Source organism: Halobacterium hubeiense (genome assembly GCF_001488575.1).
Taxonomy (GTDB): domain Archaea; phylum Halobacteriota; class Halobacteria; order Halobacteriales; family Halobacteriaceae; genus Halobacterium; species Halobacterium hubeiense.
On record NZ_LN831302.1, the window covers coordinates 441,358 to 460,018 of the forward strand.

General features: G+C 69.2%; 18 protein-coding genes. 6 read left to right on the forward strand and 12 right to left on the reverse strand.

Going from position 1 to position 18,661, the window contains the following annotated elements; translation table 11 throughout:
* The first annotated feature begins 9 nt into the window (after positions 1-9).
* Entirely contained in the window at positions 10-249 is a 240-nt protein-coding gene (locus HHUB_RS02190; RefSeq protein WP_059055807.1) for a DUF7123 family protein, read from the forward strand.
* Positions 250-388: 139 nt separating this feature from the next.
* Here HHUB_RS02190 and HHUB_RS02195 read toward each other — a convergent pair whose 3' ends face one another.
* The 5 genes from HHUB_RS02195 to pyk form a co-directional block, all read right to left on the reverse strand.
* Positions 389-997, reverse strand: a complete 609-nt coding sequence (locus tag HHUB_RS02195; RefSeq protein ID WP_059055809.1) for a winged helix-turn-helix transcriptional regulator — start codon at positions 995-997, stop codon at positions 389-391.
* A 69-nt stretch (positions 998-1,066) separates the two neighbouring features.
* Positions 1,067-2,242, reverse strand: coding sequence for an SPFH domain-containing protein (locus HHUB_RS02200; protein ID WP_059055811.1), 1,176 nt, complete (start codon positions 2,240-2,242; stop codon positions 1,067-1,069).
* Positions 2,243-2,315: 73 nt separating this feature from the next.
* On the reverse strand, positions 2,316-2,828 hold the full coding sequence (locus tag HHUB_RS02205; protein WP_059055813.1) for an NfeD family protein: 513 nt from the start codon (positions 2,826-2,828) through the stop codon (positions 2,316-2,318).
* A 145-nt stretch (positions 2,829-2,973) separates the two neighbouring features.
* Positions 2,974-3,144, reverse strand: coding sequence for a DUF7312 domain-containing protein (locus tag HHUB_RS16985; RefSeq protein WP_169793381.1), 171 nt, complete (start codon positions 3,142-3,144; stop codon positions 2,974-2,976).
* 46 nt (positions 3,145-3,190) lie between these two features.
* A complete protein-coding gene (pyk, locus tag HHUB_RS02210) occupies positions 3,191-4,924 on the reverse strand; it encodes a pyruvate kinase (protein WP_059055815.1) in 1,734 nt (577 codons plus the stop codon).
* A 105-nt stretch (positions 4,925-5,029) separates the two neighbouring features.
* On the opposite strand from pyk, the gene HHUB_RS02215 reads away from it, so the two are divergent.
* Complete coding sequence (locus tag HHUB_RS02215) at positions 5,030-5,317, forward strand: GYD domain-containing protein (protein ID WP_059055817.1); 288 nt, start codon at positions 5,030-5,032, stop codon at positions 5,315-5,317.
* A gap of 414 nt (positions 5,318-5,731) precedes the next feature.
* On the opposite strand, the gene metG is transcribed toward HHUB_RS02215, so the two are convergent.
* The 5 genes from metG to ppsA form a co-directional block, all read right to left on the reverse strand.
* Positions 5,732-7,783: a methionine--tRNA ligase gene (gene metG, locus HHUB_RS02220; RefSeq protein WP_059055819.1), complete on the reverse strand. Its 2,052-nt coding sequence runs from the start codon at positions 7,781-7,783 to the stop codon at positions 5,732-5,734.
* A 253-nt stretch (positions 7,784-8,036) separates the two neighbouring features.
* A complete protein-coding gene (locus tag HHUB_RS02225; RefSeq protein ID WP_238323989.1) occupies positions 8,037-8,609 on the reverse strand; it encodes a VTT domain-containing protein in 573 nt (190 codons plus the stop codon).
* Positions 8,610-8,635: 26 nt separating this feature from the next.
* Positions 8,636-9,706, reverse strand: coding sequence for a tyrosine decarboxylase MfnA (gene mfnA / locus HHUB_RS02230; protein ID WP_059055823.1), 1,071 nt, complete (start codon positions 9,704-9,706; stop codon positions 8,636-8,638).
* A 45-nt stretch (positions 9,707-9,751) separates the two neighbouring features.
* Positions 9,752-10,990 (reverse strand): M48 family metallopeptidase, encoded by a 1,239-nt coding sequence (locus HHUB_RS02235; RefSeq protein WP_059055826.1) that lies wholly within the window; start codon positions 10,988-10,990, stop codon positions 9,752-9,754.
* Positions 10,991-11,078: 88 nt separating this feature from the next.
* On the reverse strand, positions 11,079-13,328 hold the full coding sequence (gene ppsA / locus HHUB_RS02240; protein WP_059055828.1) for a pyruvate, water dikinase: 2,250 nt from the start codon (positions 13,326-13,328) through the stop codon (positions 11,079-11,081).
* A gap of 163 nt (positions 13,329-13,491) precedes the next feature.
* On the opposite strand from ppsA, the gene HHUB_RS02245 reads away from it, so the two are divergent.
* Both HHUB_RS02245 and HHUB_RS02250 read left to right on the forward strand, forming a co-directional pair.
* Positions 13,492-13,944 (forward strand): hypothetical protein, encoded by a 453-nt coding sequence (locus HHUB_RS02245; RefSeq protein WP_059055830.1) that lies wholly within the window; start codon positions 13,492-13,494, stop codon positions 13,942-13,944.
* Positions 13,945-13,949: 5 nt separating this feature from the next.
* Positions 13,950-14,270, forward strand: a complete 321-nt coding sequence (locus HHUB_RS02250) for an antibiotic biosynthesis monooxygenase family protein (protein ID WP_059055832.1) — start codon at positions 13,950-13,952, stop codon at positions 14,268-14,270.
* A 32-nt stretch (positions 14,271-14,302) separates the two neighbouring features.
* Here HHUB_RS02250 and HHUB_RS02255 read toward each other — a convergent pair whose 3' ends face one another.
* Positions 14,303-15,211 carry a PhzF family phenazine biosynthesis protein gene (locus tag HHUB_RS02255; protein WP_059055834.1) on the reverse strand — a complete coding sequence of 303 codons (909 nt, stop codon included), beginning with the start codon at positions 15,209-15,211 and terminating at the stop codon, positions 14,303-14,305.
* A gap of 42 nt (positions 15,212-15,253) precedes the next feature.
* The gene (locus tag HHUB_RS02260) at positions 15,254-16,630 is read right to left on the reverse strand and encodes an alpha/beta hydrolase (protein ID WP_059055836.1); all 1,377 of its coding nucleotides are present in this window, start codon (positions 16,628-16,630) and stop codon (positions 15,254-15,256) included.
* 129 nt (positions 16,631-16,759) lie between these two features.
* Here HHUB_RS02260 and HHUB_RS02265 point away from each other — a divergent pair, with 129 nt between their 5' ends.
* Both HHUB_RS02265 and mtnP read left to right on the forward strand, forming a co-directional pair.
* The gene (locus HHUB_RS02265; protein ID WP_059055838.1) at positions 16,760-17,461 is read left to right on the forward strand and encodes a phosphoribosyltransferase; all 702 of its coding nucleotides are present in this window, start codon (positions 16,760-16,762) and stop codon (positions 17,459-17,461) included.
* A 322-nt stretch (positions 17,462-17,783) separates the two neighbouring features.
* Entirely contained in the window at positions 17,784-18,638 is an 855-nt protein-coding gene (mtnP, locus tag HHUB_RS02270) for an S-methyl-5'-thioadenosine phosphorylase (RefSeq protein WP_059055840.1), read from the forward strand.
* Positions 18,639-18,661 lie beyond the last annotated feature (23 nt).

The window sequence follows — 18,661 nt, forward strand, 5'->3', positions numbered from 1 at the left end:
TGTACTGGCATGAGCGCGACAGCCGCGGCGAGTCAGGCACTCACCCCGAAGCAGCGTCGCATCCTCGACTACCTCCGCGACCACGCCGACGACCGCACGTACTTCAAGTCGCGGCTCATCGGCGACGAACTCGACCTCTCCGCGAAGGAGGTCGGCGCCAACATGCCCGCCATCGAGGCCGGCGAGTTCGACGTCGACGTCGAGCGCTGGGGGTACTCCTCCTCGACGACGTGGAAGGTCGAGGCCTGACTCCGGTTCGGCCCGCGCGGCCTCGTCATCCACCGCGCGGAACTTGCGTTCTCCCCGGCTCTGCCGGGAATCCAGTGTCTGTCGCAGTCCCGCTGGGACTGCACTCGTTCGCTTCACGCAGCGACGGCGCCGCGGCCGTTCAGGGTTCGTAGGAGAGCAAGTCGGCGGCCTCGCCGGCGAACTCTGCGGCGTTCGCGTCGAAGGAGTCGGCGTACCGCACGAGCAGCGTGATGAGGGTCTCCGGGCGCTCGACGGCGTAGCCGTCCGCCCGCGAGAGCACGCCCGCCTCCTCCAGTTGCGCGGCGTACTTGCTGACGGTCGCCGGCGAGACGTCCAGCGACTCCGCGAGGTCGCCGGCGGTCGCGTCCGGGTTCCGCAGCAGTTCGACGACCATCCCGCGCGGGGTCTCCCGGCGGAGGTAGCCGAGCGCGCGCTTCTCGAACGGCGAGAACCGCTCGGCCGGGTAGAAGCGCTTGTAGTCGCCGTCGCGCTCGCTCTCGACGGCGGACTCGTCTAACAGCCGCCGGAGGTGGTGTTGGGTCTCCCCGGTGCCCAGCTGGAGGTCGTCACGGAGCTTCGAGAAGTGCGCGCCCGGCGTCGCCGTCACGTAGCCCGTGATGGCGTCGCGGACGTCGCTGTCGCCGCCCTCGCCGTCGCCGTCACCGCCGGCGAGCCGGGTCAGCGGGCTGGCTGCGCCGACGGCGGCGAAGCGGCGGAGCGTCGAGCGCTTGTCCTCGTCGATGCCCATTCACGCGCTCCTACGCGGTCACCGGAGAAAAACGTTCGGTACCGGATAGCACGCCGGCGCGGCGCGCCGTTACGCGTTCTGGTTGTCGTCGCCGCCGGCGTCGCCGCCACTACTGCTGTCTCCGGGGGCGTCGCCGGTGTCGAGTTCCTGGTCCATCTCCTCGATGACCTCGTCCGTCGACGCCAGCCCGGCGTCCTCGCCGCGCTGGACGGCCTCTGCCTGCTCCTCGAGCTTCTCGGGGTCGATGTCGGCCTCCTGGCTGATCTGGTTGAGAATCTCGTCGATGTCGTCGAGGCCGATGAGCTCGCGGGTCTCGGCGTCGAACTCGAGGCTGTCGAGTTCGGTGCCGCCGTCGGAGACGTCGCTGCCCGCGAGGTGCTTGCCGTAGCGGCCGACGAGGCTGGTGAGCTCCTGCGGGAGGACGAACGTGTTCGACTCGCCCTCGCCGATGCCCTCCAGCGTCTCCATGCCCTTCTCGATGATGGCGCGCTCGCCCATCGACTCCGCGGACTTCGCGCGGAGGACGGTGGAGATGGCGTCACCCTGCGCCTCGAGAATCTGGGACTGCTTCTCACCCTGCGCGCGGATGATGTTCGACTGCTTGTCACCCTGCGCGTTCTCGATGGCGGACTGCCGCTCACCCTGCGCCTCCAGAATCATCGCGCGGCGGCGGCGCTCGGCGCTGGTCTGTTGCTCCATCGCCTTCTGGACTTCCTGCGAGGGATTGACTTCCCGGACCTCGACGCTCTCCACGCGGATACCCCACTCGTCGGTGGGCTCGTCCAGTTCCGTGCGGATGCGGGCGTTGATTTCCTGGCGCTTGTTCAGCGTGTCGTCCAGCTCCATGTCGCCCAGCACCGCGCGCAGCGTCGTCTGCGCGAGGTTCGAGACGGCGGTCTTGTAGTGGTCGACCTCGAGGAACGCCCGCTTGGCGTCCCGCACGCGGATGTAGACGACGGCGTCGGCGGTCACCGGCGAGTTGTCGCGGGTAATCGCCTCCTGTCGGGGCACGTCGATGGTCTGCGTGCGCATGTCGAAGGGGTACGTGCGCGCGACGAACGGCGGCACGATGTTGATACCGGGTTCGAGGAGGCCGCGGTACTCCCCGAACACCGTGAGGGCTTTCTTCTCGTAGGCGTCCACGATTTCGACGGCCTCGTAGACGACGACGGCCAACAGCAGCAACAACAGCAGCCCGACTGCCGGTATCACTGCGCCGCCCGTCTGTAGCGGGGTCAACTCCATGCGTGAACGTTCGGCGAACGGACAATAAGTGTTGGTACGGTTCGCGGCCGCGGCGACCGCTCGCGGCCCGGACTCAGGCGCCGTCGGCGTACCGGTCCAGTTCGCGGTCGATGTCGTCGGCGCCGTCGACGGCCTCGACGGTGACGACGTTCCCCCCGCCCGGATCGACGACCACGACGTTCGTCCCCTCGGAGATGGTCCCGGAGATGCTCCGGGCGGCGTACGACGAGTCGAACCCGCCGGACTCGAGTTTCACGCGCCCCTCTCGGGGCGTGACCTCCTCGACGACGTACCCCCGCGAGCCGCGGAGGTCGTCGGAGTCGCGGGTCTGCCCGCGGCCGGTCCCCTGGTAGAGCTCGTAGTTGCGGTACAGGTACAGGGAGACCAGCCCGACGCCCAAGACGAGGCCCGCGAGCACGAACGGGGTCGCGGCCGCCGGCACGAACAGCCCGATGAGGCCGGCGGCGAGGAGCGCGACGCCGAGGACGATGAGGTGCGCGCCCGGCGCGAGCGCCTCCATGACGCACAGCGCCGTCCCGGCGACGACGAGCAGGAACGACAGCGACTGTCCGAACAGTTCGGCCATACCCGGGGGTTAGGGCGGCGGTGGGAAAACCGTTTACCCGCGTGGCCGACCGCAGGGAGGACACAGAACGACAAGCGGTGAACGAAGTGAGCCGCGAGTGCAGTGACCCGCAAGCCGCGTGGCTAATCCGAAAGCGGTCGGCCTCTCAGAACAGCAGGAGCGCGAGCACGCCGACCATGGCGGCGACGCCGAGCAGGAAGAACGCGACGTTCTCCGGGTCCGGCGACCCGGGTTCGATGGCTCGCACGTCGGGTTCGGCGTCCGGGCCGACCTCGTCGACCTCGTAGCGCCACGCGCGCTCGTCGTTCTCGGCCATGTCAACGTCTACCCCGTCGAGGCGGAAAAACGCGCGGGTTCCGGGTTCAGGTCTCGCTTGCGTAGACGACGCCGCGCTCGCCGTCCACCGTGACGGTGTCGCCGTCTACGATGTCGTCGAGGTCGGCGTCCCCGACCATCGGCACGTCGAGTTCGCGCGCGACCATCGCGGGGTAGCCGGTCATCCCGGACTGGGCGCTGACGATGCCCGCTATCTTCGAGAGGTCGCCGTGGAACTCGTCGTCGAAGTCCGGGCCGAGCACGACCACCGCGCGCTCGGGAATCTCGGAGAGGTCGCCGTCGTCGAGGACGGCGACGGGCGCGGTGACGCGCCCCTTCACGACGGACTGCCCGACCGTCAGCGTCTCCGCGGCGACGTGGACTTTCAGCGTGTTCGTCGTGCTCGCGCCTTCGAGGTCGGTCATCATGCCGACGAGCACGACCACGGTGTCGCCGCTCTCGACGAGGCCGGACTCGACGGCCGCCTGCACCGCGTGCTCGACGACCGTCGTCGCGTCGCCCTCCGCGACCGCGGCGTACTCGGCGTGGACGCCCCAGTTGAGCGCGAGTTCGCGGCGCACGCGGTGGGAGGGCGTCGCACAGACCACTGGGACGCGCGGCCGGAACTTCGCGGCCTTCCGCGCGGTGTAGCCGGACTCGGAGGCGACGACGACCGCGCTGGCGTCGATGTCGCGGGCGAGGTAGCGCGCGGAGCGCGCGAGCGCGTCGGTCTTCGCCGTGCCGTCCGCGGTCGGGACGCGTTGCTCCTGTAGCTCGGCGTACTCGCCGCTGGACTCGACTTCGCGCACGATGCGGTCCATCGTCTCCACGACCCGCGTGGGGTTGTCGCCGACCGCGGTCTCCGCCGAGAGCATCACGGCGTCCGTGCCGTCGAGGACGGCGTTCGCGACGTCGCTGGCCTCCGCGCGCGTCGGCCGGCGCGCGTGTACCATCGAATCCAGCATCTCTGTGGCGGTGATGACAGGGACGCCGGCGTCCCGGCACTGCCGGATGATGCGCTTCTGAATCATCGGCACGTCCTCCATGGGGCACTCCACGCCGAGGTCGCCGCGCGCGACCATCACGCCGTCGGCGGCCTCCACGATGCTGTCGAGGTTCTCGACGGCGCCCGCGCGCTCGATTTTCGCGACCACGGGGATGTCCGCGCCGACCGATTCGAGCACGCGCTCGACCTCCAGCACGTCCTCGGCGTCCCGCACGAAGCTCGCGGCGACGTAATCGACGCCCTCCTCCGCAGCGAGTTCGAGGTCGCGGCGGTCCTTCTCGGTGACGACGTCGAGGTCGAGGTCGACGCCCGGGACGTTCACGCCCTTCCGGCTGCCGAGCTCGCCGCCGGACTCCACGCGCGCGGTGACGACGTCGCCCTCGACCGACTCGACGACCGTCTCGATGCGCCCGTCGTCCAGCAGCACGCGGTCGCCGGGCTCGGCCGCCGCGACGCTCGTCGAGAGCCCGATGGTCTCGCCCGTCGTCTCGCCGTCCGGCACGAACTCCACGAGCGTCCCGGCTTCGACGTGGACGGGCTCGTCGGTCTCGGCCGTCCGGACCTCCGGCCCCTTCGTGTCCAACATCACGGCGACCGGCTTCTCTGTCAGCTCGTCGACCCGCCGCGCCGTCCCGATTAGGTCGCGGCGGTCGTCGGGGTTGCCGTGGCTCGCGTTGATGCGCGCGACCGACATCCCCGCGTCCACCAGCGACCGTATCGAGGACTCGTCGTCTGTCGCCGGCCCCAGCGTACAGACGATTTTCGCGTTTCTCATACGCCGCGGCTACGACGCCGGCACGCAAAAACGTACGTGATTAACTCGGCGACGAGTAACCGAACCGCCACAGCGACTTTGCCGGAGCCGACACAACACCGGTCTATGCCGACGTACGCTGCCATCGCCACCATCGAGACCGGTCAGTTCCAGAACGCCCAAGAGCTCGCCGCCATCTGGGGCGACGTCCGCGCCGACCTCGAAGCCCAGGACTGCGACCTCCAGGACGCCTACGTCCTCCTCGGCGAACGCGACGTCCTGCTCGTCTTCGACGCGCCCGACCGCGAAGCCGCCCTCCAAGCTTCCATCGCCGCCGAACGCTACGGCATCGACATGCAGACCATGGAAGCGATGGACGTCGAAAAACTCGGCGACGTCGTGCAGGACCTCTAAAACGACCTTTTGCGCTGCGGGTCGCCGGAGGCGACCCTCGGCAAAAGCTCGGCCAAAAGCGCGTCGTCCTCCCTGCGGTCGTCCTCGCGCCTCCGCTCCCTTCGGTCGCGGAGTGAACCGCGTCGCTCGGGTCCTCCGGACCGCTCGCTCGCGGATGCTCGATACCGGACTACATACTCCGGTGACGAGTATTCGCGGCGCGAACGGTCCGTAGGTCCTGAGCGCCGCGATTCTCCGCGCGACCGTAGGGAGCGCGGGCGCCGAGGGCCCCCGTAGTGGGGTCCGACGGCGCTTTTTCCCCAAGTTTTTGCCGAGCCGAGCGGGACCTCCGGTCCCGCTGGCCGTGCGAACGGGCGCTATACGCCCGTGAGCAGACGAGGCGGCGAAGCCGCCCGAGCGCAGCGCAAAAAGTGGCTACTTGATCTTCGTGCCGGGTTCGCTGTCCCCGTGGGTGGTGAGGAGGTCGGCGTCCTCGCCGGCGGCGAGAATCATGCCGTTGGACTCGACACCGAACAGCTCGGCCTGTTCGAGGTTCGCGACGATGACGACGCGCTTGCCCGGGAGCTCGTCGAGGTCGTGGAGCTGCTTGATGCCCGCGACAATCTGTCGGGTCTCGTGGCCGATGTCGACTTCGAGGCGCGCGAGATCGTCGGCACCCTCGATGCCCTCCGCGGTCTCGATTTCGCCGACGCGCAGGTCGAGGCTCTGGAAGTCCTCGAAGCTGACGCGCTCGTCGGCGAGCGGTTCGAGTTCGGTCTCGGATTCGTCGGTCACGTCCTCGTCGTCTCCCTCGTCGCTACTAGCGGCTTCGATTTTCTCCTGGAGCTTCGCGTCGAGCTCCTCGACGCGCTCGTCCTCCACCTTCGTGAACAGCTCGTCGGGCTCCCCGAACTCGGCGGGCGGCGCCTGCAGGCAGTCGCCGATGGTGGCGTCCGCCACGGAGCCGTCCTCCTCGATCTGCGCCCAGATGTCGTCGGCCTTCTCCGGAATGAACGGCTGCAGCAGCACCGCGACCGCCTTCACGAGCTGCACGCAGTCGCGGATGACCGGTGCGGCCTCCTCGTCGTCGAGCTTCCAGGGCTCGTTGCGCTGGATGTACTCGTTGCCGTAGCGAGCGAGCGCGACCGCGCGCTCGCCCGCGGACTTGAGGTCGTAGTCGTTGAGCGCGTCCTCGTAGTCGTCCATCGCGGCCGCGATTTCGGTCTCGACGTCGTCGGAGACCGCGGCGTCGGGTGTCCCGTCGAAGTTCCGCGTCGCGAACAGCAGCGCGCGGTAGACGAAGTTCCCGACGACGTCCGCGAGTTCGCTGTTCACGCGCTCGGCGAACCGGTCCCACGAGAAGTTCACGTCGCGCTCGAACCCGCTGGCGGTCGCCATGTAGTACCGGAGGAGGTCCGGGTGGAACCCCTCGTCGAGGTACTCCTCCGCCCAGATGGCGCGGTTCTTCGACGTCGAGAGGCCCTTCCCGTCGATGTTCACGAACCCGGTCGCGCAGACCGCGCGCGGCTCGGCGTAGTCGGCGGCTTCCAGCATCGCGGGCCAGTAGACGGTGTGGTGCTGGATGATGTCGCGGCCGATGACGTGGACGATCTCGCCGTCGCCGTCCTTCCAGACGGACTCCCAGTCGAAGTCGCCGGTGCGCTCGCTGTACTGCTTGGTGGTGGAGACGTACTCGATGGGGGCGTCCACCCAGACGTACAGCACGAGGTCCTCGGAGCCCTCACCCGGATAGTCGATGCCCCAGTCCATGTCCCGCGTGATGCAGAAGTCCTCCAGTTCGCCCTCGATCCACTCGCGGGGCTGGTTCTGGGCGTTGCTCGTGCCTTCGAGGCGGTTGATGAACCCCTGGAGGTGCTCTTGGACGTCCGAGAGCCGGAGGAACTTGTGGTCGCGCACCCGGTACTCCGCGGGGTTGCCGGTGAGCGCGGAGACGGGGTCCTCGATTTCGCCGGGTTCGAGGTGGCGCTGGCAGCCCTCGTCGCACTCGTCGCCGCGGGCGTGCTCGCCGCAGTACGGACACGTCCCCTCGACGTAGCGGTCGGGGAGCCACTGGTCGGCCTCGGGGTCGTAGGCGACGTTGATTTCCTTCTCGTAGACGTGGTCGTTGTCCTCCCACGCGCGGACGAACTCCTTCGTGAGTTCGGTGTTGGTGTCGTCGTGCGTGTGGCCGTACTGGTCGAAGTCGACGTTGAACTTCGGGAACGTCTCCTCGTACTGCTCGTGGTGGCGGAGCGCGAACTCCTCGGGGCTGACGCCCTCCTCGGCGGCGTTGACGGCGATGGGGGTGCCGTGCATGTCGCTGCCGGAGACGTAGATGGCGTCTTGGCCGAGCTTTCGGAGCGCGCGGGTGAACGCGTCGGCGTTCACGTAGCTGCGCAGGTGGCCGATGTGGAGGTCGCCGTTGGCGTACGGCAACCCCGCCGTGACCACCGCCTGTTCGTCGGTCGGGAAGTCCTCGTAGGTCATGGTTGCTCGTTGTTCTGGCGCGGGCCTAAAGCCCGCTGGTTGTGTCGCGACGTTCCGGTTCCGTGGCTGTTGCTGGCGTGGTGCTCGCGGAGAACCGGGGTTCGCGTCCGCCCGGCGGCCGCATGAAGGCCCGGGGGCGAACGGTCCACCCGTGGACGGCGCTACCGCTGCATGCGCATCGCGCGGACTCGCGGGCAGCGCCTCGGAGTCACGAATCGTCGTTCGCTGCGGGCCGGCAAAAGTGTTTCCGCGCTCAAGCGAGGAACAGCACGCCCTCGAAGAGCGCGATGGTGACGAGCAGCCGACCGACGCCGCCCGCGAACGTCGCGACCGCGAACCGCCGATGGTCCTTCTCGACGACGGAGAACGCGTACAGCGAGATGGTGTCCGGGAAGAACGGCACCGACAGCGCGACCGCCATGCCGTAGTAGCCGTACGTCTGGACGAGCTCGACCATGCGGTTCTTTGACCACTCGACGGGCTCGAAGCCGAGCCGGCGGAGCGCGCGCACGACGGCGCCGGAGTGGCTGGCGCCGTGGCCGATGGACAGCGCGATGACGCTCCCGAGGGCCTTCCCGCCCGCGCTCACCACGACGACGAGCGCGACGATGACGGGCTCGGAGACGCCGAGGCCGAGCGTGACCGCACTCCCGCAGACGTAGCCGGCGGGACACAGCACCACCTCGCTGGGCAGCGGGAGGACGAACGCGATGAGAAACGAGTAGACGAAGATGATGCCGAGTCCCGGCCAGCCGGTCGCCGCACGGACCGCTCCTTCGACGGCGCTGAGGTCGACGGAGAGCGCGAGCAGGGCGGACGAGAGCACTATCTGTGTGGTGGACTGGCGCGGGATTAAACGTTACCGACACCGGACAGCGACGCGAGGAAGTCGTCGAGCATCTCGCGGGTGACGTGGGGCATGCAGACGACGCGGAGTTCGCCGGTGGCCGTGCGGGAAATTCGCCAGCCGTCCTCGCGGAGCGCCTCGAACTCGGCGTCCGGGAGGTCGGCGGCGACCAGCGGGAGCACGGGGTCGACGACGTCGTAGCCGTGCTCGCGGAGCTCCGCGGCGAGGTAGTCGGCGTTGGCCTGCGAGCGCTCGTACTGGTCGCGGTAGCCCTCGGGCCAGAGCGCGTCGAGGGCGGCGTGCGTGCCGGCGACACCGGCTCCGGAGCGCGTGCCGCCGAGTGTCGGCTGCGTGTCGGATTCGAGGTACGGCGTGTCGATGGCGAGCGCGTCCAGCGTCTCGGCGTCCCGCGCGAGGAAGCCGCCGGCGGGAATCGGCGCCTGCCCCATCTTGTGGGGGTCGATGGTCATCGTGTCCACGGGGGCGTCCGCGAAGCTCCAGTCGTGGTCGGTGAACGGGAGGACGAACCCGCCCCACGCGGCGTCCACGTGGAGGCGCGCGTCCACGTCCGCGGCGACGTCGGCGAGCGCGGGAATCGGGTCCACCCGCCCGTACTCGGTGGTGCCGGCGACGCCGGCGACGAGCGCCGTGTCGTCGTCCGCGAGGTCGGCGACCGCGTCCACGTCCGCGCGGTGGTCGTCGTCCGTTGGCGCGAGCAGGAGTTCGACGCCGAGCACGTCGGCGGCCTTCTGGAAGCTGAAGTGCGCGCTCTCGGGCGCGACGACGTTCACGTCGCCGTCCGCGAGGTTGCGCGCGGCACGAACGGCTTGGATGTTCGCTTCGGTGCCGCCGGAGCCGACGTAGCCGTGCGGGTCGTCGAGCCCGACGACCTCGCCGAGCGCGTCGATGGCTTCGGTTTCGAGGTCGGCGACCGCGGGGTAGGTCGCGGGGTCGCCGGGGTTGTCCGCGAGGAACGCCACCGCGGCCTCGCGGGCGGCCGGGTGAGGCTCCGTGCACATCGAGGAGAGCACGCGGTCGAAGTCCTGCGGGGCGGGCGTCGGCTCCGCGCGTGGCATACTGTCTGCCAGTCGAAGCAGCGATTTAGCGGTTCCGCTCTCGGGTCAGTCTTCCGTGAGGTAGCGGATGCGCTCGGGGACCGGCGGGTGCTGGTAGTGGAACGTCTCGTACAGCGGGTGCGGGAAGGGGTTGCCGAGGTTCTCGCTGGTGAGCGCGGCGAGCGCGCCCGCCAGCGGCCGGCCGTCGCCCATCACGTCCACGGCGAACGCGTCGGCCTCGCGCTCGTTGGCGAGCCAGAGCTTGTTCGAGAGCGGGCTGGCGAACTGACTCACGGGTTCGACCCACAGCGCCGCCAACAGCAGGCCGGCGGCGGGCACTTCGGGCGCGCCGAACATCGCGTACAGCCACGACGACTCCACGAGGAACTGCGCGACGAACAACAGAACGCCGGCCTGCACGATGCTGGCGGCCATCCCCTGCCAGATGTGGCCCTTCTTCCAGTGGGCGAGCTCGTGGGCGAGCACGCTCTGGAGTTCGGTCTCGTCGAGCTGGTCGACGAGCGTGTCGAAGAGGACGACGCGCTTGGTCGCGCCGAACCCCGTGAAGAACGCGTTCGAGTGGCCCGAGCGCGAGCTCGCGTTCATCACGTAGACGTCGTCGCAGGTGAAGCCCGCGCGCTCGAAGACCTCGTCGACGGCCTCCCGGAGGCTCGAATCTTCGACGGGCTCGAAGTCATAGAACAGGGGGAGGAACACGCGCGGCACGATGACCTGCGTGGCCAGCAGGAAGACGGCGACGACGCCGGTGGCGGCGAGCCACCACCACTCGGGGAACGTCTCCACGACGAACAGCACGGCGGCGCCGAGCGCGGCGACGAGCACGACGGTGAACGCGGTGCTGACGAGCTTGTCGCGGACGAACAGCGTCGGGGACTGCTCGTTGAAGTCGAAGGCGTCCTCGACGGCGAACGTCTCGAAGGCGTCGAACGGCACCCGGAGGAGTTGGAACGCGAGCGCGGCGCCGACGAACACCGCGACGCCCGCCAGCAGGTCGCTCCCGATGGCGTCGTAGGCCGCGGCGACGGCGTCGCCGAACAGGCCGGTGTAGAGCACGAGCAGGACGACGGCGAGCACGACGACGCTCTGGAGTTGGCTAGCGGCGGTCGTCAGCCGGTGGTAGTCCAGCAGGCGCTCGGGGTCCTCGACGCCGACGGTGTCGGCCAGCCACTCCGTGCGCTCGCGGACGGTGCGGTCGGCGTGCCGGACGTTCAGCGCGGCGAGCGCGACGAAGAAGCCGGTCGACCCGGCGACCAGCAGCAGGAAGGCGGCGTGGTACGCGAGCATACTACGGGAGAGGAACTCGGCCGTGAAAACGTCTGTCGTGTCGGCGAGCGGACCGGAGGAGGGGACGGGGGTGGGGCGAAGTGAGCGGTCAGTCCCGCACGGAGTCGAGGATGAGCCGCTGTTCGACGCGCTTGACCTCGTGTTGGACGTCCCGCACCGCGTCGATGTTCGCGGAGATGGAGGAGATGCCGGTCTCCACGAGGAAGTTCACCATCTCGGGCTTCGAGCCGGCCTGCCCGCAGATGCTGGTGGCGACGTCGTGCTCGCGGCACGTCTCGATGGCGGTCTCGATGAGGTCCAGGACGGCGGGGTGGAGTTCGTCGAAGCGGTCGGCGACGTTGCCGTTGTTCCGGTCGACGGCGAGCGTGTACTGCGTGAGGTCGTTTGTGCCGAACGACGCGAAGTCGATGCCCTCGGCGGCGAGTTCCCCGACGGAGAGCGCGGCCGCGGGCGTCTCGATCATCGCTCCCCACGTGCGCTTCTCGGTGTCGAGGCCGACCTCGGTCATGAGCTCGCGGGCCTGCCGCACGTCGTCGGCGTCGTTCACGAGCGGGAACATGATTTCGACGTTGTCGTACCCCATCTCGTACAGTTCCTTGAACGCCTCCAGCTCGTGTTTGAACACCTCGGGGCGGTCGAGGCTGCGGCGGATGCCGCGGTAGCCCAGCATCGGGTTGTGCTCGTGGGGCTCGTCGCTGCCGCCCTCCAGTTGCCGGAACTCGTCGGTCGGCGCGTCGAGCGTGCGTACGCGGACGGGCCGCGGGTAGAACTCCTCGGCGACCTCGCGCACGCCGGAGACGAGTTCGTCCACGTAGGCGTCCTCGCCGTGGTCGGCGATGTAGCGCTCGGGGGTCTTGTTCGTCGAGAGAATCATGTGCTCCGTGCGGAGCAGGCCGACGCCGTCGGCCCCGGTCGCGGCGGCGCGCTCGGCGGCCTCCGGAATCGAGACGTTGACCTTCACCTCGGTCGCGGTCATCGGCTTCACGGGCGTCGTCGGGCGCGCCTCCTCGATGGGGTTGCGCTCGGACTCCTCCTGCGTGCGGCCCTCGGTGACGGTGCCGCGGTCGCCGTCGAGCGTGATAATCTGGTCGTCCTGGAGCACGTCCGTGGCGTTCGTCGCGCCGACGACCGCCGGACACCCCAGCTCGCGGGAGACGATGGCGGCGTGGCTGGTCATGCCGCCCTCGTCGGTGATGATGCCGGCGCCGCGCTTCATCGCGGGCACCATGTCCGGCGTGGTCATCTTGGTGACGATGATGTCGCCCTCGCCGACCTTGTCGAGCTGGTCGAGTTTCGTGACGACGCGAGCCGGGCCGGACGCGATGCCGGGGCTGGCGCCGAGGCCGTGCACGAGTTCGTCGCCGGTGTCGCCGTTCTCGGTCATCTCTGTGTCCTCGTCGATGGTCGTGATGGGGCGGGACTGCAGCATGTAGATGTCGCCGTCAGTCATCGCCCACTCGACGTCCTGCGGTTCGCCGTAGTGGTCCTCGACGCGCTCGCCGATGGCGACGAGGTCCAGAATCTCCTCGTCGGAGAGCACGCGCTGTTCGCGCTTCTCCTCGGGGACCTCGCGCTCGACGGTCTCGCCGGTCTCGGGGTCGCGGACGCACATCACCTTCTTGTCCGCGACCGAGACCTCCTCGACGGTGCCGGTGTCGCGGTCGACGTGGTAGTTGTCCGGGGAGACCGAGCCGGAGACGACGGCCTCGCCGAGCCCCCACGCGGCCTCGATGATGGCCTCGTGGGCGCCCGTCGAGGGGTGGCTGGTGAACATCACGCCGGACTTCTCGGCGTCGACCATCTTCTGGACGACCACCGCGATGTCGACGTCGCGGTGCTCGAAGCCCTGTTCCTCGCGGTAGTAGATGGCGCGCTGGGTGAAAAGCGACGCCCAGCACCGCTTCACGCGGTCCACGAGGTCCTCGCGGGTGACGTTGAGGAACGTCTCCTGCTGGCCGGCGAAGCTCGCGTCCGGGAGGTCCTCGGCGGTCGCCGACGACCGCACGGCGACCGACGCCTGCCCGTCGTCTAGGTCGTCGTACGACGACAGGATGTTCTCTCGGATGTGCTCGGGGAGTTCGGTGTTGAGGATGATGTCTTTCGCGGCCGCTTCGGCGTCGGCGAGCGCGCCGGAGTCCTCGGGGTCGACTTCGACCGCGTCGAACAGCTCGTCGTCGATGTTCGCGTCCTCGATGAACGAGCGGTACGTCCCCGCGGTCACGACGAACCCCGGGGGGACGGGGAGCCCGGCGTCCGTGAGTTCGCCGAGCGACGCGCCCTTGCCGCCGACACTGTCGATGTCGTCGGCGCGTACGTCTTCCAGCCATCGAACAGCCATTGACAGGTAGATACACCGCAACTGCTCATAAGAAGGTTGCGAACGTCTCAGACGCAAGAATTGCGTACTCGGTTCCGAGTTGTGATTGCTCGGGTGGCGGTCGGCCGCGCTGGTCGCTCGCGCCAACGGAGGATTTTAGCCGGCGGCTCGTCTCCACCCGGGCATGGACGCGAAACGCGCAGCCGTTCACGCGGGCAAGTACTTCCTGTTCACGTCCGCGTTCGCGGTCGTCGGTCTCGCCCTCGTTGGGGGCGGCGTCGCGCTCGGCGGACTCGAAGCGTGGGACATCCTCTCGGCGGACTCCTCGGCGACCGGGCAGGCGCTGTCGGCGGCCGCGCCCGGTATCGCGCTCGCCGTCGCTGGCCTGCTCGTCTACCGCTTCGGGAAGGCGTGGTCGCTGTACAAGACGTTGACCGCCGCCAACGAGGACGCGCTCTCGGACACCTTCGACACCCAGCACGTCAAAAGCGACATCGTGAGCGTGCTCGACGACCGCCTCGCGGACATGCAGAACGATCTCCAGTCGGTGAACCGCGAGCTCCGCAAGCTCAAGGACGACGACGCCTTCGACTTCTCGCAGTCCGACGACGCCGAACCGCCGAACCGCGAGCCGTAGCCCCGATGTACCTCGTCACCTTCCGCCTCGACCCCGGCGAGTACGACGCCGAGTTCCACGAACTGAACGACGCGATTCAGGCCGCCGCCGAAGCCATCGACGGGTACCTCGGCAAGCGCACGTGGCACGACCCCGACAGCGAGGACGTGCTCGTGGTGTACTACTGGGAGTCGCTCGACGCGCTCGACGAGTTCGGCGCGCACCCCGACCACGAGCGCGCGAAGCGGCGGTGGACGGAGTGGTACGACGCCTACGAAGTCACCGTGACGGAAGTGCTGGACGCGTACGGGAGCGGCTTCGGCGTCGACGCCGACCCGCCCCAGTAGGCGGCGTCGCTGTCGTGCGGCCGCGTCGGCGACTACGCTTCCAGAATCTCGTCCTCCTCGACGGGCGGCACTTCGAGCGTGCCGTCCAGCGTCTCGACGGCCGTGCCGCCGACTTTCGGCGCGCCGCCGTCCTGCACGCGCACCCGGACGCGGCCCGGGCGGTCCACGAAGTGCCCCTGCTCGAAGGTCATCTCCTCGGCGACGTCGCCGCCGAACGCCGCGTAGTGTTCGAGGTACGCGCCCGTTGCGCCGCTGGCCGTCCCCGTCACGGGGTCCTCGTCGACGCCCGCGCCCGGCACCCACGCTCGGCCGTGGAGCGTCGAGTCCCTGTCCAGCGCGTCGAACGAGAACGCGTACACGCCGGCGGCGTCCACCTCGTCGGCCAGCGCCTCGACCGCGTCGAAGTCCGGGTTCGCGTCGCCCAAGTCCGAGAGGTAGGTCACGGGCGCGACGAGGAACGGCAGCCCCGTGGAGGCCACCGCCAGCGGCAGGTCGTCGCTGGCGCCTCGGAGCGCTTCCTCGTCCAGTCCCGTCGCAGCCGCGACGCGCTCGTAGCTCACGTCCACCTCCCGAATCTCGGGTCGGTTCTGGGTCATCCACACCGTCCCATCCTCTTCGACTTCGATATCGAGCACGCCGACGTTCGTCTCCAGCGTGTGCGCGCCCGCCTCGATGGCGCCGTCCGCGAACAGGTGCGCGTGGCTCGCGATGGTCGCGTGCCCGCAGAGGTCCACTTCCGTCGTCGGCGTGAAGTACCGAATCCGGCGGTCTGCGTCGCCGCTCTCGCGGACGAACGCCGTCTCGCTCGCGCCGAGTTCGGCGGCGATGGCCTGCATCTGTCCGTCCGTCAGGTCGTCGGCCTCGGGCACCACGCCGGCCGCGTTCCCCGCGCACGGCTCGTCGGTGAACGCGTCCACGAGGAGCGCTCGCGTCGCTGTCATGGGCGCGGCTTCTCGCTCCCGCGTGTTGCGTGTTTTCCTTCCCTACCCGAGCCACCCGGCGAGGTCCGTCACGACCGCCTCGGCGACGTTCCCCGGCTGGAAGTACTCGTTCGGGTTCGGGTCGCCCTCGCCCGCCACGAACAGGTGGTTCAGGTCGTCGTACAGCGCCGTGTTCGACTCGCCGAGCGCGTCCCGCCACGCGGGGAAGTCCTCGGTCGGGCTCACCTGGTAGTCGCGGCCGCCCTGTAGCGCGTACACCTCGCCGTCCAGCGAGGTTGTCGTCTCCACGGGGTCGTAGTCCGCGACCGCGCGCCAGAACGCCGCGCTCCACGCGAAGCCGCCGCCCTCGTAGTTCCCGTTCGCGAGCCGCTCGGCGGTCGCTTCCGCGTCCTCGATGCGCGCCCGCTCGGCCTCGGTCACGGTGCCGTCGAGGTCCGCAAGGTACTGCAGTTGGTCGGGGACGAGCTCGTACAGCGGGCGCGACGGCGCGGCCAGAAGGAACGCGGCCGTGTCGCCGTCCCGCGACGCGATTTCGGGCGCGGCGTACCCGCCGAGGCTGTGCCCGACGACCGCCGAACTGCTCACGTCCGTCTCCGCGCGCAAGCGGTCGAGCGCGGTCAGCGCGTCGTCGGCGACGAGCGCGTCGAACCCGAGGTCGCCTGCGGACACGTCGCAGGCGTACGTGCGCTTGTCGTACCGGAGGACGGCAACGCCCTCGGTCGCCAACCCCCACGCGAGGTCCTTGAAGGGCTTGTTCGGGCCGATGGTCTCGTCGCGGTCGTTCGGCCCGGAGCCGTGGACGAGCACGACGCCGGTGTCCGCGCCGTCGGAGGGGACGGTCAGGGTCGCGCCGAGGTCGCAGGCCGGCGAGGACAGCGACAGTTCGCGCTCCTCGAAGGCGGACTCGTCGGCGTACGCTGGCGGCGAGTACGCGTCCCCGAGCGGCACGAACTGCAGTCCCTCGATGGACGCGCCCTCGAAGGCCACCTGCACGCCGAGCACACCCGCCTCGAACTGCGCCTGCACCACGACCACCTCGTAGCCGCCCGTCGGCTCCCGGGTCGTCCCCGAGACGCCCTCGAAGCGGCCGTAGTCGGCCGTCGTCTGCGTCCAGTCGCGCTCCAGTCGAGCGGCCGAATACTGACTCCGGACGGTCTCGGAGAGCATTCCGAACGCCGTCTCGTACTCGCCGGCGGCCAGCCGCTGGACGAGTTCGATTGCCGTCTCGCGCTGGCTGGCCTCGCTGACGGTCGTCTGCGCGGTCGTGGTCGATTCGGTCGGCGTCTGCGTCGGCGCGGTCGTCGTGCCGTCGTCGCCGCCCGAACAGCCGGCGAGGCCCGCGAGCGCGACGGCGGCCGCGGACTGCAGGACTCGGCGGCGGCGCGGATTCGACGGCGCGTCCTTGGAGGGCGTTGTCACGTTCCCCCGTTCAGCCACTGTGGGCTTGAAAGTTTCCCGCGCGGCGTGTGACCGCACTGCTGACACGTTCAGCCGGCCGAGCGCACCTGTAAACCGTTAAGTAGCGAGGTGCCCGAGAGCCCACACGTAATGAGCGACCTCCCGGACGAGTTCAAGTGCACTATCACCAACTGGGAGTACATCTACGGTCTCTGCCGCGACGTCAGCGACGACGTCAAAACCTCCGAGTTCGAGCCCGACGTCGTGGTCGCGCTCGCCCGCGGCGGCTGGTTCGCGGGCCGGTGTCTCTGTGACTTCCTCGGCCTCGACGACCTCACTAGCCTCAAGATGGAACACTACGTCGGCACCGCCGAGAAGGCCGACGAGCCCGAGGTCCGGTACCCGATGCCGGAGGGCTCCGTCGAGGACAAGGACGTCCTCATCATCGACGACATCGCTGACACCGGCGGCTCCATCGAGCGCGCCCACGAGTACGTCGCCGACCGGGACGCCAACGAGATTCGCACGGCCACCCTCCAGCTGCTGGGCACCAGCGAGTACGACCCCGACTACGTCGGCGAGTACCTCGACGAGTGGGCGTGGGTCGTCTACCCGTGGAACTTCATCGAGGACATGATCGACCTCATCTCCGGCGTCATGGAGAAAGACGGCGACGGCCCCTACACGCGCGAGGGCATCCAGAACCTCCTCGCGGCGTACCACGACGTCGAGCGCATCGAGATGGAAATCGCCCAGCCCGACCGCCTCGACGAAGTGCTGGAGGAGATGGTGCGCCGGGACGTGCTCGTGAAGGCCGGCCCCGAGGAGTGGAAGCTCCGCGTCGACGCCTAGCCTGTTCTCGCTGGCTTGCTGCGCTCTATTCGAGGCGCGACGATTCCACCCGAAAGCCCTCGGCCCGCTCGCGGTCGCTCGCTGGCATATCCGCTCCCGGTGGTCGCGGATAGTGGCCAGCGAGACGACCAAGCAAGCGCGAGCGGCCCTCGCCCTTTCAATCCGCCGGAAATCGGAGATTTCCGAGGTCTTGAGCGAGCTTCGCTCTCTCGGCGACCGCCAAGGCCATCGGTCGTCGAGTCGGCTGAACCCGTCCACCTGACGGAGTTGGGAGCAACTCCGACCCGAGTCCTTTACGGCGCTGCCGGCACACCTCCGGGACATGATCGGTTTCATCGGTGGCTCCGGCATCTACGAAGCGCTCCCGCTGAACGACGTCCGCGAGGAGGACGTGACGACGCCGTACGGCGACCCGAGCGCGCCCGTCACCGTCGGCGAGTTCGGCGACACGGGCACGGAGGTCGCGTTCCTGCCGCGCCACGGCCCCGACCACCAGCGCTCGCCGACGAACCTCCCGTACAAGGCGAACATCTACGCGCTCAAGCAGCTCGGCGTCGAGCGCATCCTCGCGTCGAACGCCGTCGGCAGCCTCAAGGAGGAACTGCCGCCGCAGACGCTGGTCGTCCCCGACCAGATTTTCGACCGCACGAAGCACCGCGACTCGACGTTCTTCGGGGACGGCATCGTCGTCCACCAGCCGTTCGCGGACCCGTACTGCCCGCACATGGTCGAACACCTCCACGAGTCCGCCGAGGAAGCCACCGACGCGGAGACCCAGGAGGGCGGCACGTACGTCTGCATCGAGGGCCCGCAGTACTCGACGCGCGCGGAGTCGGAGTTCTACAAGTCCCAGGGCTGGGACCTCGTCGGCATGACCGCCATCCCGGAGGCGAAGCTCGCGCGGGAAGCCGAGATGTGTTACGCCACGGTCGCGGGCGTCACCGACTACGACGTCTGGAAGGCCGACAGCGAGGTCACGCTCGAAGAGGTGCTGGAGAACGCCGCGGCCAACGAGGAGGCCATCAAGCGCACCGTCGAGCACGCCATCGAGACGCTGCCCGAGGAGCGCGACTGCGACTGCGGGCACGCCCTCGAAGGGACCGTGAACACGCCCACCGAGGCCATCCCCGAGGAGACACGCGACCGCGTCGACGCGCTCGTCGGCGACTACCTCTGAAGCCGGCGGACGACGGGGCAACG

Excerpts from the sequence above, each read along its gene's own strand:
- metG (WP_059055819.1), bottom strand. The coding sequence starts at position 7,783 with ATGACCTACGAGGACTTCCCGACCGACGAACAGGCGGTGGTCACGGCG.
- HHUB_RS02265 (WP_059055838.1), top strand. The coding sequence starts at position 16,760 with ATGAGCGACCTCCCGGACGAGTTCAAGTGCACTATCACCAACTGGGAG.
- HHUB_RS16985 (WP_169793381.1), bottom strand. The coding sequence starts at position 3,144 with ATGGCCGAGAACGACGAGCGCGCGTGGCGCTACGAGGTCGACGAGGTC.
- HHUB_RS02235 (WP_059055826.1), bottom strand. The coding sequence starts at position 10,990 with ATGCTCGCGTACCACGCCGCCTTCCTGCTGCTGGTCGCCGGGTCGACC.
- mtnP (WP_059055840.1), top strand. The coding sequence starts at position 17,784 with ATGATCGGTTTCATCGGTGGCTCCGGCATCTACGAAGCGCTCCCGCTG.
- HHUB_RS02255 (WP_059055834.1), bottom strand. The coding sequence starts at position 15,211 with ATGACAGCGACGCGAGCGCTCCTCGTGGACGCGTTCACCGACGAGCCG.
- HHUB_RS02245 (WP_059055830.1), top strand. The coding sequence starts at position 13,492 with ATGGACGCGAAACGCGCAGCCGTTCACGCGGGCAAGTACTTCCTGTTC.
- HHUB_RS02250 (WP_059055832.1), top strand. The coding sequence starts at position 13,950 with ATGTACCTCGTCACCTTCCGCCTCGACCCCGGCGAGTACGACGCCGAG.
- ppsA (WP_059055828.1), bottom strand. The coding sequence starts at position 13,328 with ATGGCTGTTCGATGGCTGGAAGACGTACGCGCCGACGACATCGACAGT.
- HHUB_RS02215 (WP_059055817.1), top strand. The coding sequence starts at position 5,030 with ATGCCGACGTACGCTGCCATCGCCACCATCGAGACCGGTCAGTTCCAG.
- HHUB_RS02190 (WP_059055807.1), top strand. The coding sequence starts at position 10 with ATGAGCGCGACAGCCGCGGCGAGTCAGGCACTCACCCCGAAGCAGCGT.
- pyk (WP_059055815.1), bottom strand. The coding sequence starts at position 4,924 with ATGAGAAACGCGAAAATCGTCTGTACGCTGGGGCCGGCGACAGACGAC.
- mfnA (WP_059055823.1), bottom strand. The coding sequence starts at position 9,706 with ATGCCACGCGCGGAGCCGACGCCCGCCCCGCAGGACTTCGACCGCGTG.
- HHUB_RS02195 (WP_059055809.1), bottom strand. The coding sequence starts at position 997 with ATGGGCATCGACGAGGACAAGCGCTCGACGCTCCGCCGCTTCGCCGCC.
- HHUB_RS02200 (WP_059055811.1), bottom strand. The coding sequence starts at position 2,242 with ATGGAGTTGACCCCGCTACAGACGGGCGGCGCAGTGATACCGGCAGTC.
- HHUB_RS02205 (WP_059055813.1), bottom strand. The coding sequence starts at position 2,828 with ATGGCCGAACTGTTCGGACAGTCGCTGTCGTTCCTGCTCGTCGTCGCC.